This window comes from Shouchella rhizosphaerae, assembly GCF_900142675.1.
Lineage (GTDB): Bacteria > Bacillota > Bacilli > Bacillales > Bacillaceae_D > Shouchella > Shouchella rhizosphaerae.
Window position 1 is genome coordinate 776277 of sequence record NZ_FRBS01000001.1, and the last position, 15937, is coordinate 792213.

At 43.3% G+C, this 15937-nt stretch carries 19 protein-coding genes and 1 pseudogene; 10 read left to right on the forward strand and 10 right to left on the reverse strand.

Going from position 1 to position 15937, the window contains the following annotated elements; all coding sequences use genetic code 11:
* Positions 1-744 precede the first annotated feature (744 nt).
* On the reverse strand, positions 745-1491 hold the full coding sequence (locus tag BUC05_RS04035; protein WP_073304144.1) for a DUF1129 domain-containing protein: 747 nt from the start codon (positions 1489-1491) through the stop codon (positions 745-747).
* A gap of 15 nt (positions 1492-1506) precedes the next feature.
* Positions 1507-1827 (reverse strand): PadR family transcriptional regulator, encoded by a 321-nt coding sequence (locus BUC05_RS04040; RefSeq protein ID WP_063608377.1) that lies wholly within the window; start codon positions 1825-1827, stop codon positions 1507-1509.
* A 163-nt stretch (positions 1828-1990) separates the two neighbouring features.
* Between BUC05_RS04040 and BUC05_RS04045 the strand changes: the two genes are divergently transcribed.
* Both BUC05_RS04045 and BUC05_RS04050 read left to right on the forward strand, forming a co-directional pair.
* Positions 1991-2467 (forward strand): hypothetical protein, encoded by a 477-nt coding sequence (locus BUC05_RS04045; protein WP_073304146.1) that lies wholly within the window; start codon positions 1991-1993, stop codon positions 2465-2467.
* A gap of 136 nt (positions 2468-2603) precedes the next feature.
* Positions 2604-2852 (forward strand): hypothetical protein, encoded by a 249-nt coding sequence (locus BUC05_RS04050; RefSeq protein ID WP_011246939.1) that lies wholly within the window; start codon positions 2604-2606, stop codon positions 2850-2852.
* Positions 2853-2892: 40 nt separating this feature from the next.
* Here BUC05_RS04050 and BUC05_RS22015 read toward each other — a convergent pair.
* Positions 2893-3009, reverse strand: a pseudogene (locus tag BUC05_RS22015) (peptidoglycan-binding domain-containing protein); the annotation flags it as partial.
* Between the two features lie 123 nt (positions 3010-3132).
* Here BUC05_RS22015 and BUC05_RS04060 point away from each other — a divergent pair.
* Both BUC05_RS04060 and BUC05_RS04065 read left to right on the forward strand, forming a co-directional pair.
* The gene (locus tag BUC05_RS04060) at positions 3133-3765 is read left to right on the forward strand and encodes a hypothetical protein (protein ID WP_073304148.1); all 633 of its coding nucleotides are present in this window, start codon (positions 3133-3135) and stop codon (positions 3763-3765) included.
* Positions 3766-4246: 481 nt separating this feature from the next.
* Positions 4247-5641: a hypothetical protein gene (locus BUC05_RS04065; RefSeq protein ID WP_063608374.1), complete on the forward strand. Its 1395-nt coding sequence runs from the start codon at positions 4247-4249 to the stop codon at positions 5639-5641.
* Positions 5642-5708: 67 nt separating this feature from the next.
* Here BUC05_RS04065 and BUC05_RS04070 read toward each other — a convergent pair whose 3' ends face one another.
* Positions 5709-6860: an acyl-CoA dehydrogenase family protein gene (locus BUC05_RS04070; protein ID WP_063608373.1), complete on the reverse strand. Its 1152-nt coding sequence runs from the start codon at positions 6858-6860 to the stop codon at positions 5709-5711.
* A gap of 252 nt (positions 6861-7112) precedes the next feature.
* A complete protein-coding gene (locus tag BUC05_RS21865) occupies positions 7113-7247 on the reverse strand; it encodes a hypothetical protein (protein ID WP_259406022.1) in 135 nt (44 codons plus the stop codon).
* Between the two features lie 113 nt (positions 7248-7360).
* Between BUC05_RS21865 and BUC05_RS04075 the strand changes: the two genes are divergently transcribed.
* Positions 7361-7771 carry a DUF2188 domain-containing protein gene (locus BUC05_RS04075; protein WP_011246944.1) on the forward strand — a complete coding sequence of 137 codons (411 nt, stop codon included), beginning with the start codon at positions 7361-7363 and terminating at the stop codon, positions 7769-7771.
* On the opposite strand, the gene BUC05_RS04080 is transcribed toward BUC05_RS04075, so the two are convergent.
* Both BUC05_RS04080 and BUC05_RS21870 read right to left on the reverse strand, forming a co-directional pair.
* Positions 7768-8544 (reverse strand): S1C family serine protease, encoded by a 777-nt coding sequence (locus BUC05_RS04080; RefSeq protein WP_073304150.1) that lies wholly within the window; start codon positions 8542-8544, stop codon positions 7768-7770. The genes BUC05_RS04075 and BUC05_RS04080 overlap by 4 nt on opposite strands.
* Complete coding sequence (locus tag BUC05_RS21870; protein ID WP_257006657.1) at positions 8538-8663, reverse strand: hypothetical protein; 126 nt, start codon at positions 8661-8663, stop codon at positions 8538-8540. Before BUC05_RS21870 ends, BUC05_RS04080 begins: the two co-directional genes overlap by 7 nt.
* A 180-nt stretch (positions 8664-8843) precedes the next feature.
* Here BUC05_RS21870 and BUC05_RS04085 point away from each other — a divergent pair, with 180 nt between their 5' ends.
* From BUC05_RS04085 to BUC05_RS04095, 3 genes are read left to right on the forward strand one after another with little or no spacing between them, the layout of a single operon-like run.
* Entirely contained in the window at positions 8844-9194 is a 351-nt protein-coding gene (locus BUC05_RS04085) for a YojF family protein (protein WP_073304152.1), read from the forward strand.
* Positions 9195-9218: 24 nt separating this feature from the next.
* Positions 9219-9887, forward strand: a complete 669-nt coding sequence (bshB2, locus tag BUC05_RS04090; protein WP_011246947.1) for a bacillithiol biosynthesis deacetylase BshB2 — start codon at positions 9219-9221, stop codon at positions 9885-9887.
* Between the two features lie 54 nt (positions 9888-9941).
* A complete protein-coding gene (locus tag BUC05_RS04095) occupies positions 9942-10850 on the forward strand; it encodes a 5'-3' exonuclease (RefSeq protein ID WP_073304154.1) in 909 nt (302 codons plus the stop codon).
* 9 nt (positions 10851-10859) lie between these two features.
* Here BUC05_RS04095 and BUC05_RS04100 read toward each other — a convergent pair whose 3' ends face one another.
* Positions 10860-11399 carry a GNAT family N-acetyltransferase gene (locus tag BUC05_RS04100; RefSeq protein WP_035201347.1) on the reverse strand — a complete coding sequence of 180 codons (540 nt, stop codon included), beginning with the start codon at positions 11397-11399 and terminating at the stop codon, positions 10860-10862.
* 89 nt (positions 11400-11488) lie between these two features.
* Between BUC05_RS04100 and BUC05_RS04105 the strand changes: the two genes are divergently transcribed.
* Positions 11489-11968, forward strand: a complete 480-nt coding sequence (locus BUC05_RS04105; RefSeq protein ID WP_011246950.1) for a hypothetical protein — start codon at positions 11489-11491, stop codon at positions 11966-11968.
* Between the two features lie 252 nt (positions 11969-12220).
* Here BUC05_RS04105 and ytxJ read toward each other — a convergent pair whose 3' ends face one another.
* Both ytxJ and recQ read right to left on the reverse strand, forming a co-directional pair.
* Entirely contained in the window at positions 12221-12559 is a 339-nt protein-coding gene (gene ytxJ, locus BUC05_RS04110; protein WP_011246951.1) for a bacillithiol system redox-active protein YtxJ, read from the reverse strand.
* Positions 12560-12637: 78 nt separating this feature from the next.
* On the reverse strand, positions 12638-14746 hold the full coding sequence (gene recQ / locus BUC05_RS04115; protein ID WP_035201351.1) for a DNA helicase RecQ: 2109 nt from the start codon (positions 14744-14746) through the stop codon (positions 12638-12640).
* Positions 14747-14953: 207 nt separating this feature from the next.
* Between recQ and BUC05_RS04120 the strand changes: the two genes are divergently transcribed.
* Positions 14954-15778, forward strand: coding sequence for an aldo/keto reductase (locus tag BUC05_RS04120; RefSeq protein WP_011246953.1), 825 nt, complete (start codon positions 14954-14956; stop codon positions 15776-15778).
* The last annotated feature ends 159 nt before the right edge of the window (positions 15779-15937 follow it).

The window sequence follows — 15937 nt, forward strand, 5'->3', positions numbered from 1 at the left end:
TAGAGCCCCGCCTACTTTTAAGGCGGGGCTCTTAGTTTATTCATAACAACGTGGCCATATCTTATTGCCGCCCCAGCCTTCTTGCCTACGATTCATATAATATATCGTCTGGAAAATAACGTTTTTTCTTGTTATTATATAAATATGTAAGTCATATTTATAAATTTATTTATGTAAAACGTACAGTTAATAACCCTGTTTTTGCTTTTGAGATCAACCCTGCTATTGTCAAGGATGTGCTGAAACCAAAACGGCTAAATATATATGCAAATCGCTATAAGGAGGTGTCGTTCTTGAAGAAAACAAACTGGTTTTTATCTGTGTTTATCACTGCCTTGGTTACGTTTGTGATTCAAACGGGATTAAGTAATTTCGGCGTAATTAACATGTCCAATGTTTGGACCGATCTAATCAGCTGGGTTGTTATATTCTTTGTCGTCTTCATATGCGTTGAAGCGTCCTTTAGAATATCCCATAAAATGAGACATCGAACTGAATAAGAACAATCAAGTGCCCTTCAAAATTGGAAGGGCTTTTCATTGTTCCAATTAAAAATGAATCCTTTTCACAAGAAGTCGTTAACTTTTTAGAGGTAAAGTCTATTGTTAGGTAAGCTCATACACTATCGCATCCATATACAGGTATGGTAACTTAATTCTACTAGAATAGAGCTCCCTTTTTCCATGCAAAATAACGTTTACCATACCTTTTAATAATCCATTTTTAACAGCTAATAATCATATTTTATTGCTGATCAAGTAATATTTTCCTTCCGTAAAATCGCCACATTAGATAAGTAAGAACACCTGGGAGTACAAACCTTAACTCACTATACATCACTTGCTCTAATTTGAAATACTCAAACAGCCATAAGCTGCCAAAGACCAAAACCACGTAAAGAAAACTAAATTTTAAATTAAACAAAACTGCGAAGTTAATAATCATAACTATTATTAAAATACTCCCAAGTACATATCTTGGAATACCTTCTATAGTTAATATTGTTTCATTATAGCTTTGACTATAGATTAAGACAGCAACGGTTACGGCACTCGGTATTAACGCACATAAAAACGTTAGTAATAATTCATTTGTTTTACTCTTAAATGCTGTCATACGAAGTGTGGCAATTGCAAAAGCAATCCAAAGTATAAAGCTGACAGGGTACCCCACCAATTCAAGTACAGATAATTCTAATGGTCTATTAATAAGGATAGCTGTTATAATGAATCCAAAAGTTCCGATAATCAGGTTAATAATATGCTTGATATTTTCCTTTATTGAAATTGTCGATACAGCCACGATTTCTTTAGCATATTTTTTGGGTGATTTCCCAAAAATATCTTCAATGGTTTTTCCGTTTCGTTCACCTTTTATTAAATGTACCTCTGCTTCCTCTAAAAATTCCTCCATTTCTGATTCCTTCACTCCATGAGAAATTAGATAACCTCGCATACTTTCAATATATTGCTTACCCTCTTTTGAAATCAATTTTAACACTCCTTTTTATTTGAGAACTTTATTTACTGAATGATTTAGTTTTTCCCATCGCTTCGTAAACTCTAATAGTTCTTGCTCTCCTTTTCCCGTGATGGAATAGTATTTTCTTTTTGGTCCAGCTGTAGACTTTTTCAATGCTGTACTTAACAAGCTTTCTTTTTGCATTCTTATTAACAATGGGTATATTGTCCCTTCACTAAATGAATGAAAGCCATATTCTTCTAATTTAGTTGCCAACTCGTATCCATAAATCTCACCTTCTTTTTTAATAATTGCTAGTAGGCAGCCATCAATAATTCCTTTTAACATTTGTGTTGAACTTGACAATTTATACCCCCTTCCCAATACCATGTATTACAAGGTATTTACCAAAAAAATGTTTTGCAATGCAAGTTATATACGTATTATATAAATTCATATCTTGTATTGCAAGGGTTTAACTTAAATTTTTATTCTTTACTTTTGTATTTATACTAGTAGGAGAGCGTAAATGGATAGGATACACTTAATTGGACATATGCTCTTAGGTCTTTTATTATCCATTCAAAGATGGAGATATGCTAAACGGCACGTACAGTGTATTAACCCCTATCATCACTTTAAAGACCATGCCGTACATACGCAGAACTTTTCGTTTTTGCCAAACCCGTTTGGATTTATCTATTTTAGTAACCCGTTCATCGTAAACATTGCTAATTGGTTTTACTTGGCTAGCGGACATATTGATGTTGTCCACCATTATTCGCCAGATCACCAAATTGCCGGGACAATGCTAGATGCGAATGGGAACGAAATACAAAATATATCGCAGATACCGCAAGAAAGATATATTAACGCCTGTGCCAGCCCATCCCTACTACAAGACAATGATGAGCTTGCTTCTGGCATTGAAGATGCCTCTACCGGCGGTAGGAAAGGAAACAGAATCAACCATTCTCGATTTCATTCCCGTGGTTGGCAACATTAAGCCTGGAAGCTGTAATAGGAAAAGATTTAATTACAGGCCGAGAATTAGAAGAATGAGAAGGATACCTAGCAGGTGCTACTAGATTCCATTATATTTTTGATAAACATGACAATTCCATAGGAAGGTTGTAAAGTAAATGAGAGAACCTACTTTAAAGGAGATTATTGATAAACTGGAGCTCGTACTTCAAAATAAACTTACTAAAGAGGAAGTAGCTGACTGGGCCGCAGAATATGTGATGACATACGATCACCTTGTAACTGATTTGGTTGTTTTCGATTTTTTAACAGTTGTCTCAGGCCTAGATACTCTAGAAAGCCCTGGAGAATACATGTATGATGATGAGGATATTAGGGATTGGATTAACCAGTATTCGGAAAAGTGATTATGTAAGCTCCCCTCTGTTTCAGCGGGGACTTTTTGTATTAATTCACCACTTTATCCCATTCGCGATAAGTGTTCAGCCCTGCAACTCCATCAACTTCTCGAGGAAGATATACCTTTTGAAAGTGTCGGACCGCATCCTCAGTCAGTTTACCAAAGTCACCATCTACTTAAATTTGCAGCATCTAACGCTGTCTTGTTTTGTCGAATGAGTACACCCTATGTCACATTCCAGTTATACTAGAATTATACAAAATTACATACAGGTAAAGGAGAAAGAAATGAAGAAAAATTACTTACTCGTTACCCTCGGTTTACTAAGCGCCCTCACTTTAGCGGCTTGCGGGAGCGGCAACGATACTAGTGCATTAAAAAACAACAATAACACTGAACAAAAAACAACAGAAACAACAGAAACAACAGAGAAAGAAACAGATCCTACTAGTGATGAAAGCGATACGGAAGACAGTGAGAAAAAGTCGAAAGAGACTAACAGCATGACCGCTGAAAATGACTCCAACGAAACAGCAAGAAAAGATACTGATACAAATAAGTCTGCTGGTGATGATGCCAATGATGCTGATACGTCGGACGAGCACTCATCCGATTCGGACGATCTCTTTCAGTCTTACGAAGAAGCTAAGTCCGAATCGAACTATAGTATGTCGCAGATGAAAGACATTATCTACTCAGGGATGGATTATAATACATACATTGAAGAGACTATGTTTGAGTTCATGCTTTCCGAAAGCTACTTTAATGAATCCGATTCCGTATCTTTCGACGTATGGATTGCTCAAGATGGTTTTCTCGGCGTAGAAGTTACCCCGGAAAACGGCGTTGGTGATATGCTTGAGTTTAATACGATGGTAGAAGCAGATGAATTTGGATTAACTAATTACGGAGCCTTTTAGGGGTTCATCCCCTTTTGTATAGAAAAAAGCGTATACAGCCTTATGGCTCATACATTTAATTTAAATTGTTGTCTTTAACTTGGTGCAACACTTTCCAATATGGTTAATCATTTCTTCGTCTTGCTCTTCAGAACCAGCTTCATATAAAGAGTATATAAAAATATAAAAGACATAATTGGACACACTCATGGTTGTAGCTTTATAGATTATACTTTATACCTAAAAAGAGATCCTACACGCTGAGTGGGTCTCTTTTGATTTAGAAACAAAACTATTGACGTTATTTCATAAAAAATTCTTAATATTATTTTCCCTTTTTTCTCTTTTGACGATATAACAAATTAAGGTCTCCATTTTTAAAAGTCTAAAATTAATTTTAGAGATATTAACTTCTGTTAGCTTTTCTTTAGATTTAGGCTATTCACCTATTGTTAGGTAAGCTCATACACTATCGCATCCACCTACGAAAGAAGGATGCCTAATGGACTTAACTGCACCGCATTGGCTGTATTTTGTCGGGATTTTGCTAATCATTGGTACTATGCTGATGCGCAAAAATGTCGTTGTCCCTGCAATCCTTATGACGTTTTTAGTTGGTTATGCTTTTAGCGGTTCAATCGCAGCCGCCTTACAAACCATTTTCTCGGCGAGCCTTGTCGCAGCTGGAGAATTATTTAGCATTTTTTTGATCATCGCTATTATGACGGCATTGTTGCAAAGCCTCGACTCCCTAGGGGCAAACGAACAAATGATTAAGCCATTTGGGAAAGTCATGAAAAATGCTACTCTTTCTTACCTCATTCTCATTGTCATGACTTATGTGATATCGCTTTTCTTTTGGCCTACCCCCGCTGTGCCGCTTGTAGGCACGTTGTTGCTCCCAGTGGCGATCCGCGCGGGCCTGCCTCCTCTAGTGGGAGCGGCAGCAATTGCCATCGCTGGGCAAGGTATGGCTCTTTCAAGTGATTATATGATTCAAATTGCTCCTATGCTAAGCGCCACGGCCGCAGGCGTCCCCGTATCTGATGTTGCTGACCGGGCTTTGGTGCTTTCTTTGATTGCAGGGGGCACGGCTATGATCGTGCTGTATTTACTGGCACGGAGACGGAAAGAACGGCTTCGTGCGTCTTTCCCTAAGGAATGGATGCAGCCTTATAAGCAAAGGTACACAGCAGTGGTCTCGTGGAAGGCTAAACTATTTGCCGCTTTCGTGCCATTGGCTTTTTTAGCAGTGATTTTGTATATGCTCTATACGTCTTTTTTTACAAATTTGCAGTTGGAAGGCGGCAGTGGAGCTGCATTGGTTGGTGGAGCGGCGCTCTTGCTCTTGCTAGTGGCAGGCTTGTTTTACCGGCCAAGACAGTTGTTTGAAGATGTTAGCAATCATTTAGTCGATGGCTTTTTGTTTGCTTTTAAAGCCATGGGGCCGGTTATTCCTATTGCCGGGTTCTTTTTTCTCGGTAGCAGCGATTTCGCTCCGGCCATTCTTGCTATTGACGAAGCGCCCGCGTTTTTATTTGAATTAGTTAAAGCAGGCGAATCCTATATTCCTACCGAACCAGGTTGGACTGCATTTGGATTGTTAATGATTGGCATGATTACAGGTCTTGATGGCTCTGGATTTTCTGGTTTGCCGTTGACTGGAGCTCTTGCTGGTGCATTGGCGCCTGTTTCAGGGATCGATCCAGCCACTTTGGCGGCAATTGGGCAAATGGGGGCGGTCTGGGTTGGCGGCGGTACGTTGATCGCTTGGTCTTCTCTCGTTGCTGTGGCAGGAATTGCTCGCGTTCATGTTCAAGATTTAGTGCGGATCTGTTTTATCCCTGTAATTGCCGGCTTGCTCGTTTCAACGATACTCGCGCTTGTGATTTGGTAGGTGAATGGAAAATGCCAGCCTTCTCGTTAGGCTGGCTTTGTGTCGCTATGCAATTCCATCCGAGCTGCTACGATTCCCTCTGCAATACGCTTTCCGCGGCGGCTTGGACAACCATGTCGTCCATGGGCGGATTGTGGAGACCGGCACGGACATTTTTATAATACCGTGACAATGGCGACTGATTGGATAGGCTATGGGCGCCAACAGCTCTCATCACGGTGTCGACGATTCTGTTTGCGTTGTTGACTACTGCGTATTTGACCATTTTTAATTCTGTGTTTAACTGCATACGAGTTTCTTTGTCACTATTGTCCCATTTATTAGCCACGCTGTACAGGAAGTGGCGGCTTTGTTCATATAGAATCACGGCTTCACCAAGTTTTTGTTTGACGTGTGGCAATTGAGCAATCGTTCCTTGAATGCTATTAGGGGAATACGAATTGGCAAACTTCGCTGCTTCTCGGATGGCAGCACGGGCTATTCCCAAATAGCAGGCAGGAATGTGGAGCAGCCATGCTGTTGGCAGGCCATCCTTTTCTTGCTTTTTAATAAAATGGTCACTTGGCAGCTTGACATTTTTCAAGTGCAAATCTTCGCTTCCAGTAGAACCCATTGCCATCATGTCCCATGTTTTTTCGACGGTCACTCCTGGCGTGTTTTGCGGTACGATAAACAAGCCTACCTGTTTTTCCGGTTCGACAGTAGCAAGAATTAAATAATAATCTAAGTGTTCGGCAAGCGTCGTAAAGGTTTTTGTACCATTTAGGACCCACTCCCCTCGTTCATACTTGGCTGTCGTTTGAAAAGCTCCTCCTCGTGTCGGGCTCCCTGTCGCTTTTTCTGTTGCAGCCGTGTTGAGGAGAACCCCTTTTTCAACAACGTCACAACTGATCTGTTCGTGCCAATGCTTAGGCCAATTTTTCTCCTCGACCAACTGGTACATCGTCCCCATATGCCAGCCGATGCACAAGGCGGTTGGACCGTCCTCTTCGGCAATCAATTGTTGAAGGTATAGCATTTCGCTAAGGGAAATCTGTCTCCCTCCATATTTCGTTTCTACAGGCAACGCTGTATAGCCAGATTTCTTGAGGGCGGCAATATTTTCAATTGGCACCGTTTGTTGGTGGTCGTGGATGGCGCCAATTTCAGAAAAACCTGTTAGAATGTGGCGCAATGCTTGTTCCCGGCCCACCGCTGATTGTTCATCCAAAATTGACAACTTTGCCTCATCCTTTTCTGTGTATTCCGATAAATTATACCATATATAAAAAGCATGTGGATCTACCACATGCTTCAGACTGTAGAAAAACGTTCGCATACGTCGTCGTTTGCCTCACTCATATGCTCATGAACCCACGTTCTATTCGCATCTTCCCTCGGCTGCACTCCTCGTCTGACAAACGTTTTCTATCAGTCTGAGAACAGTTATCGACTTTGTCGACAACCTTAAGCATGTGGATCTGCCACATGCTTATTTTTTCTTTTGCTGTTTTCTTTTTTGTTTGTCGTCCTCGGATGTTCCTTGGTGCAACGACTCGTTAAATTGGCGTTTGACAATGTCCTCGCCTTTATCTTCTTGGTTATTGCTTTGTTTTTGATCATTCATTTGTCTACACTTCCTTTCTCTTCGTTGCTGCCTGTATACCCTTTGTGCATGAAAACAAACCATGTTTAAATGTCAGCAAAATGGAAATACAAAGGAAAAAGGAGGTGTTGGCTATGCCATGGACAATGGATGACTACCCCTCATCTTTAAAAAATTTCGATAAGGCCATCCGCAAAAAAGCGATTGAAATGGCCAACTCGATGGTTAAAGACGGCTACTCTGAAAGCCGCGCCATTCCAATTGCCACTGAACAGGCGAAAAAATGGAAAGAAAACGCTGACGATAACGAAATCGCCCATTTTTTGAAACATGGCAAAGTAACTCCGTCTAAACATGATTCTTCCTCGTCTTCACCAGAAACAGCCGACAAGCCTGAACATGTTGTCAAGCGCGAAGATGGATGGGCTGTTTATGCGGAAGGAGCAAAGCGCGCTTCCTATGTGGCAAATACAAAAGAAGAAGCGTTGCAAAGAGCACGCAAAATTGCAAAAAACAAAGGAGCAGGCGTTAAAGTCGACGATTAAATGCCTGAATCATCCTCGACAAATGCATGGATTTGGCGGAGCGGCACAGCAAGCCCTTCGCCATTTCCGTTTTCCCCACTACTGCGGGCATAGACCACTCCTATGACCTCTCCTTCTTCTGACAACACCGGCGAACCGCTATGTCCAGGGAAGACAGCATTGGTAATTGCTAAAACTTGGTAGGCATCATGGCTTTCTTTTACTTCCCCTTTGTTTGTGATGTAGGAATGCGTCATCGGATGGCCAATTACGTATACCGTGTTTCCAGGTTTCGCTGCCGTATCGGCAAGCGTTAATGTCGGTAAATTGTCTGGCTGCCCTTCAAGCGCCAACATGGCCAAGTCATTCGTTTCGTCTGTTTTCGTCTCAGTCGCTTCGTAACGCTCTCCATCTGGCAAATGGACATAAATGGACGAAGCTCCACGAATCACTTGTTCATTGGTGAGCACGTCGCCGCTTTCTGAAATGATGAAGCCTGTCCCGTGGCCTCTGTCTGTTTGCACAGCAACGACCGCTTCTTTAAATGGTTCAAAATCGCCTTCTTTTTCCAATTGTTGGCTTTCACTTGTAAAGCGGAGTGCGTCTAAACTGAAATGCTGAAACAAAAAGGCACTTCCTTGCACAAGCATAGCCAACGCGACAACAGCTGCTACAATGATAACGACCGCTTTTCGTAGAGGTCTCGTTTTTTGGGGCGGCTCTTCTTCCATAAATGCCTCAAGTGGCGGCTCTTCTTCAAATCGTTCTTCTTCTGGCGGATGGTTGTTTACCATTGGGCCAATGTGCCTTTTTCGCTGTTAGTAGCTGCCCATTCTTTGTACATAGCAACAGCTTGGTTGGGTTCAACCCATTCCCTCGTTATACGAGGCAAAGTCAATGTAATTATGGTCAATAGCCGCACACCCTTTCGCAAAAAATGACCTCGACGTTGTCTTCTCTTACATTCAGTATACCATCGCTCGTCCCTTTGCTACAAAAATGACTGTCCTGCCTGTCAAGTCGTTGCCGTTGCCAGCCTTGGATCGTTCACTTATAATGTGGATACATAGATGCTACTTGCTGGAGGTTTATTATGGAACCGATTGAGAAAGAACGCCTTCAATCGTTGCTTGATTCTTTTCTGAACGAAGACGTTTACTTGCATTTAGAAACGACAAATGGGGCTTACGCTTCCCATTTTGATGAATCGTTTTTTTCAGCCAGCGCCTACATCCGCAATGCCCTTATTTCGTACGAACATGGCGTTGTCGCGGGCAACGGACCATACAGAGTTGGGTTAAAATTGAACATCGGCTGGGTATATGGCGAAGGATTAACCCATTTTGAGCTAGACAAAAGGGGGCGGCTACTAATGGCTGGCCATGGCCCTGACGGAAAACTTGGCGTCGCCTTTGAACTTTCACGCACGCCTTTTGACGATTAATTGATTGCTGGGAGTTGAACGAGCATGAAAAAACAAAGCCATGTCCTTGTCATCTTTCCTCATCCAGATGATGAAGCATTCGGTGTTTCAGGAACGATATCTGCTTATATTGATGCAGGAACGCCCGTGACATACGCCTGCCTGACGCTTGGGCAAATGGGACGCAACTTAGGGAACCCTCCCTTTGCGACACGGGAATCATTGGCAGACATTCGCCGCAAAGAATTGCAGCAGGCTGCCGCCGTGATGGGCATCACCGATTTGCGGATGATGGGCTATCGCGACAAAACGCTTGAATTTGAACAACCAGGACGCTTGAAACAGATGGTGCTTGACCTAGTTGCTGAACTTAAGCCTTCCCTCGTTATCTCGTTTTACCCAGGATATGCTGTTCACCCTGACCATGACGCTACTGGCCTTGCCGTCGCGTCCGCACTAGCAGAGTTACCAAAGAGCGAGCGCCCTACTTTTTACGCAGTCGCGTTCTCAAACAACCACGAAAAAGAGATTGGCCCAGCGGATATCGTCCATGATGTTTCAGCGTACGCCATCCGCAAGCTTGATACGTTACGCGCCCATGCTTCCCAGTTAGCATGGACGCTGCCAAGCTTGGAAAAAGCCTATTATGACGGCGTCGAAGAAGCGAAGGAACGGCTTTGCAACGAACGTTTCTGGACGTATCCGTTCGCGTGAATCGCCTCCCAATTTCAGGGAGGCGGCTTTTTCCATTAAAAAGGAGGAACTGTTTTGGCCAATGAACAGGCTCTGCTATTAGTCGACGGCTTTAACTTATTGAGCCGCGGGTATTTTGCGACGAGCTATAACCGCCCGATTGAAAAGTTAGAACGAAACGAAGAAGGCTTATATGTGAACGGCCTTCGTGTGTTTATCCAAAAACTATTTAAGCTAGTTACCGATTATTCGATTTCCCATTGCATCGTCACTTGGGATGTGCCTCGGGAGGAAGCCTTGCGAAGAAAAACGTTTCCCGACTACAAATTGACGCGAAATGAGCTTCCGGAACCATTAATCCAACAATATCAACAATGTGTGAAAACACTTTCCTACATCGGGGTTGAGCAATTAAAAGTGCCGCCATATGAGGCAGATGACATTATCGGTGCTATTTCGGCCAAATGGGAAGCTGAAACGAGCGGTCCTTGCTATATTTACAGCAACGATAAAGATTTGTTTCAATTGCTGAGTTCCCGCACCACTCAAATTGTTGCTAAAAAGCAAACAGAAGTGTTATTGGATGAAGCATCGTTCAAAGCCAGTTACGGCCTCTCCCCTACCCAGTGGGTGGATGTAAAGGCGCTCGTCGGCGATACAAGTGATAATATTCCAGGCTGTCCCGGAATAGGCGAAAAAACCGCCCTTCCTCTCATCGCTGCGTACGGGTCGATTGAATCGCTATATCAACAAATCGACACAATCCAGCCGCCATTAAAACGGGCACAGAAAAAACTACTAGCTGGACAAGCGTCTACTCAGCTTTCAAAAAAGCTTTCTGCCATTATCTGCGACATTCCCGAACTCCGCCACTATTCTATCAATGACGCTGTTCTTTCTTTGAATCGGGGCGAAGTTGACAAGGAACTTTCACGTCTTGCTATTCGTGTTAAATTGGCGGACGAGTTGGCTTTTATTTCTTAACAGACGCCTTTACCGTTGGTTTTGGCGCGTATTCCATTCTTCGCGTGTTAGCCCGTAACGAATTGAGTCATAATAGACTCCTTGGTAATAGCGAACTTTGCGAATACGCGCTTCACGGCTAAAACCTAATTTTTCGCCAACTGCGATCATTCGCTTATTGCCTGACCACGTTGTAAAACCTACACGTTCAATTTGCGGATGCATGTGAAACACAATAGCTGACCACCGCCGCAGCGCCTCAGTGCCATAACCGCCATTCCAATATGCAGGATTAAAGATGACAATGCCTAGCTCGAGCCAGCGGGTTTTTTCGCATTCCCAATAATACGACACCGTCCCAATTAATTCGTCTTCTACAAAAATTCCTTGCACGTCTTGGCGATTGACCCAGTTTTCTGCTTTTTCACGGAACGCATCATAAGGGAGCGAATGATGCTCAAAATAAGGAGCATCCCATTGCTTCCATTCTGGGTCGTCTTGAGAAAAGACCCATTTCCATAAATGTTTTGAATACTTTATGCTTATTGGCGCGATCGCCATTTCTTTCATTCCCCCGCCCTCCTAGCCACATTTTTTTGCACCTATACACTTCTTCCTTTATACTAGAACACGGTGTCAAATTCAAGAGGAGTGATTCTGTGACAACAATCGATATACGGGGTGCTGATCAGACAGACATTCAGCTCATCCGTATGCAGCAACAAGTTCGGGAAATTGCGAAAGAAGAACAGAAAGAAGTGATTGGCGTTGAACAAACGCCCAACGAAGAATGGGTGATTGTGTCCAAAAAAGAACATGGGCGCACGCTCCAGCTCATGGTTAACGATTGCCATTCGCCCTATGATGGCCATTGGGATTTTGCCCTCCAAGCAGAATACGTTAACGCCCATCGTCTCTTTATTGACGATATCAAAGGTGACCCGAACCGTGGTTTTGGTTCCATTTGCATGGCATACTTAAAAGATGCGGCCTGGCAACACAATTGTTTGATTGAAGGCAAGCTTGCCAAGCGTGATTGGGATCATTTGGATAGACTCATCCATTTTTACAAAAAACACCATTTCCATGTCTCCGTCAATAAAGAAACACAATCAGGCCACGTTATTTGGCATGGTTAACTGCAAGGACCGAACCCTACAGGACTCGGTCCTTCAAACTGTAACCAAGTGTTTTCTATCAACTTGAGTGCCGTTGTTTTTTCTTTCAGAATAAATTCGCCTGTGAGCGGGAACCTACATGCAAGGAGGCGGAAAAATGGATTGGTTTTCTGTCATTCAGCGGATCTGTTCACTGCTCGTGATTGGGTTTGTTTTATTCACATATGGTTGCATCCTTAAACAAGACAAGGCGGCAAAAAGCAGAAACGAGCGCTAGCGCTCGTTTTCGACATGTTCGGCAATTGTTTGCTTTTTAATATTCCAGTGCGATTCTGTCCATCGCACGGATTTGTTTTTTAAAACAAACACTTGTGGAGATTTATGAACGGTATCTAAGTCTTCGGCAATTTTGTTTGAAACCGGCCGGGATTCGATCACTTTTACGAACCCGTACCGGTAGGAATTGTTTTCATTCGCAAATTGCTTGTACTCTTCAAATGCTTCTGCCGATACAGGGCATTGCGTACTATGTTTAAATAGCAGCGATAGGGTGTCCCCACTTCCCTGTAAAAATGTTTGCCATTCTGCTTCTGTTGTTAGCTCTTCAATCATGCGATCATCCCCTTTAGCGTTCTCATTTTGTTGTACCATACCACACCTGTAAGCCGCAACCGCTCATTCTTAAATCCGTCACCCTAATTCAATGACAATACGTATCTCTGTATAAGATACCCCATCACCGGCATGTTCCTTAATTGGCTTTAAATAAGAAGAGCCGACTTCTTTGATTGCTTGGCGGATCAAGGCCGCCTTCTCTTTCTCAACGAGATTGGCGACACCTGTCGTCTCGTTGTTCTTCTCAGCAGCAATTAAATGTTTCACAATCGTTTGTTCGCTAAAACCGAGTGTTGCCGCGATTTGAGCTGGTGCTTGTCCAGCTTCAAAGTGCTTGATGACTTCCTCACGACTTACACGTTTGTGCCCGGTAGACTGTGCCTTATCCAAAGGCAAACCCGCGTTTTCTTGCTTCTCAAATTGGGTAAGGGTTTTTAAAAAAGCTTCTCCGTATTTGCTGAGCTTGTGTTCGCCCACGCCAGAAATCGTAGCCAATGTTTCCAATGACTGAGGGGCGACAGCGGCCATTTCTCTTAATGTTTTATCGGAGAAGATCAAATAAGGAGGAATTCCTTGCTCATCAGCCAATGCTTTCCGCTCAGCACGGAGTGCGGCAAAGATGGGGTCTTCGTCACTTACTGTTCGTTCAACCGTTTCTTTGTACTGATAAACTTGGCCTTCGCCTTTTAGAACCGCCGCGCCTTTTGGCAGCAATTGAATGGTCGGATACGAAGCAGGCGTTAACCCAATGTATTGTTCTGCTAGTAAAAAGTCGATAAATGCTTGGACTTCTTTTGCGGATCTGTCTTTCATCAGCCCGTATGTCGACAATTTATCTAAACCGAGCTGTTCAATTTTCTTGTTTTTTGAGCCTGTCAACACTTGGGCAATCACTGTTTTTCCAAATCGCTCTTTGACACGAACAACGCAAGAAAGCACTTTTTGCGCATCGCGTGTGACATCTTGCTGTTCCCCTTCCCGTTTGCAATTGCTGCATTTCCCACACGGTTCACCTGCATCCTCGCCAAAATAGCTTAAAATAAATTGCTCTAAACATTGGTTGGTATGGGCATAACGGCTCATCCATTGCAGTTTTTCAAAGTCATGTTTCCGTTTCTCTTCAGAGGCGTCGGACTGTTCAATAAAAAAACGTTGCGTTTGAACGTCTTGTGCTTGGTATAGCAACATGCACTCGCTTGGCTCGCCATCTCGACCGGCACGCCCGGCTTCTTGATAATAAGCTTCGAGCGTCCCTGGCATATTGGCATGAAGCACATAGCGAACATTGGCTTTATTGACGCCCATGCCAAACGCATTTGTGGCAACCATGACATCAGCCCGGTCATAGACAAACGCTTCCTGGCTTTCGGTCCGTTCCTTCTCTGGAAGGCCGCCATGGTAGAGAACAGCGTTTGTTTTTCCATCGATGGCTCTGTAAATCGCTTCTGCTTCTTTCCGCGTTGAGGCATAAATAATACCTGGAACCCCTTGGTTTGCTTCAACGTATTGCTGTAAAAAGGCGGTTTTTTTCTGTCCTTTCAACACACGCAATGTCAAATTGGTTCGTTTAAACCCAGTAAGATGTTGGTTGTTTTCATCAATGTGAAGGCGCCTGCATATGTCGCGCGCCACATCCGGTGTCGCCGTCGCCGTAAGCGCTACAACTTGCACTTTTTCTGGTAGTGAATCAATCCAGTCGGCCATCGTCAAATAGCTTGGCCGAAAGTCATGCCCCCACTGTGACATGCAATGGGCTTCATCAATGGCGATTAAGGCAAGGGGTTGCTTTGCCAACGCTGCTTGAAACGATGGCTCATAAAGGCGTTCAGGTGCAACATACAACAACGAAATGTTTCCGTCAGCGACATCTTTCAAACGCTTTCGTTCTTCTGCTTTCGTCAATGAACTATTAATGTAAGTAGCAGGTATGCCGATTTCATTGACAGCGTCTACTTGGTCTTTCATTAACGCAATTAAAGGAGAAATGACGAGCGTAACGCCTTCAAGCACGGCAGCCGGAATTTGATAGCATAGAGACTTGCCGCCGCCAGTTGGCATGACGACAAGAGCATCTTCCTTATTTAAAATTGACTCAATAATTTTTTGTTGGCCAGGCCGAAAAGCCGTATAGCCATACAATGACCGCAACACGTGCTCCGCTTGATCCAATAACGCCTGTCCCATTTGAACACTTCCTTACATAGACTGATCTGTTCTATTTAGTATAGTACGAGGCTAATAATAAAGTCGACTCCCTCTTAAGAGAAATCCTTTAACATAAAAACAACATTCAGTTGTCTTAACACAAGCAAGCACAAAAAAGGACAAGTATCGGTAAATGTCGTATACTATCATAGAGTTGATCCAATTCCGATAAAGGAGTGTCTGAACATGAAAATGGTGACATTAAACAACGGTGTAAACATGCCGCAGCTTGGTTTTGGTGTTTGGCAAGTGCCAGATGAAGAAGCAACGCCCGCTGTTGCTAAAGCGCTCGAAGTGGGATATACGTCGATTGACACAGCGATGATTTACAAAAACGAAGCCGGCGTTGGGAAAGCCATTAAAGAATCGGGCATTGATCGAGAAAAGCTATTTATTACAACGAAAGTGTGGAATGCAGACCAAGGGTACGAGCAAACACTGAAAGCGTTTGATGCGAGCCTGGAGCGCCTTGGCCTTGACTACATCGACCTCTATTTGATTCATTGGCCGACGCCTCATTATGACCAGTACATTGAGACATACAAAGCGCTTGAGAAATTGTACAACGATGGCCGCGTCCGGGCAATCGGCGTTTGTAACTTCGACATTGACCACTTGGAGCGACTCCTTGACGAGTGCGATATAACGCCTGTATTAAACCAAGTGGAATGCCATCCATACTTTGCCCAAAATGAACTAAAAGACTTTTGTGCCAAACACAATATTTATGTGGAAGCATGGAGTCCCCTTGACCAAGGCGGCGAGGTACTAACCGACGAAGTCGTTGAAAAAATTGCCAAAGCACATAACAAAACTACGGCACAAGTCGTCCTCCGCTGGCACTTGCAAAATAATACAATTGTGATTCCTAAATCAGTCACGCCATCGCGGATTGAAGAAAACTTTGATGTGTTCGATTTTGAACTGTCCGATGAAGAAATGGATGCGATTAATCGCCTTGACCGCAACCAACGCCGGGGCGCTAAACCGAGCGAAATGAATACGCGTTAAAATCCAACCAGCAAGCCCTTTCGGGTTTGCTGGTTGTTTCCTTTTTGACATTTCCAGTGATCGTAAAAAATAGGGATTTCTATGATTTTCGTGAAAATCGCTGCTTTTCGTTTACATGCAACGGTTTAAACGGTAAACTACGTAGTAGTAGTAGATGAA

What these genes read in the sequence shown, in the direction of transcription:
- BUC05_RS04045 (WP_073304146.1), top strand. Translation starts at nt 1,991, where the DNA reads ATGGATAGGATACACTTAATTGGACATATGCTCTTAGGTCTTTTATTA.
- BUC05_RS04050 (WP_011246939.1), top strand. Translation starts at nt 2,604, where the DNA reads ATGAGAGAACCTACTTTAAAGGAGATTATTGATAAACTGGAGCTCGTA.
- BUC05_RS04060 (WP_073304148.1), top strand. Translation starts at nt 3,133, where the DNA reads ATGAAGAAAAATTACTTACTCGTTACCCTCGGTTTACTAAGCGCCCTC.
- BUC05_RS04065 (WP_063608374.1), top strand. Translation starts at nt 4,247, where the DNA reads ATGGACTTAACTGCACCGCATTGGCTGTATTTTGTCGGGATTTTGCTA.
- BUC05_RS21865 (WP_259406022.1), bottom strand. Translation starts at nt 7,247, where the DNA reads ATGAATGATCAAAAACAAAGCAATAACCAAGAAGATAAAGGCGAGGAC.
- BUC05_RS04075 (WP_011246944.1), top strand. Translation starts at nt 7,361, where the DNA reads ATGCCATGGACAATGGATGACTACCCCTCATCTTTAAAAAATTTCGAT.
- BUC05_RS04080 (WP_073304150.1), bottom strand. Translation starts at nt 8,544, where the DNA reads ATGGTAAACAACCATCCGCCAGAAGAAGAACGATTTGAAGAAGAGCCG.
- BUC05_RS04085 (WP_073304152.1), top strand. Translation starts at nt 8,844, where the DNA reads ATGGAACCGATTGAGAAAGAACGCCTTCAATCGTTGCTTGATTCTTTT.
- bshB2 (WP_011246947.1), top strand. Translation starts at nt 9,219, where the DNA reads ATGAAAAAACAAAGCCATGTCCTTGTCATCTTTCCTCATCCAGATGAT.
- BUC05_RS04100 (WP_035201347.1), bottom strand. Translation starts at nt 11,399, where the DNA reads ATGAAAGAAATGGCGATCGCGCCAATAAGCATAAAGTATTCAAAACAT.
- ytxJ (WP_011246951.1), bottom strand. Translation starts at nt 12,559, where the DNA reads ATGATTGAAGAGCTAACAACAGAAGCAGAATGGCAAACATTTTTACAG.
- recQ (WP_035201351.1), bottom strand. Translation starts at nt 14,746, where the DNA reads ATGGGACAGGCGTTATTGGATCAAGCGGAGCACGTGTTGCGGTCATTG.
- BUC05_RS04120 (WP_011246953.1), top strand. Translation starts at nt 14,954, where the DNA reads ATGAAAATGGTGACATTAAACAACGGTGTAAACATGCCGCAGCTTGGT.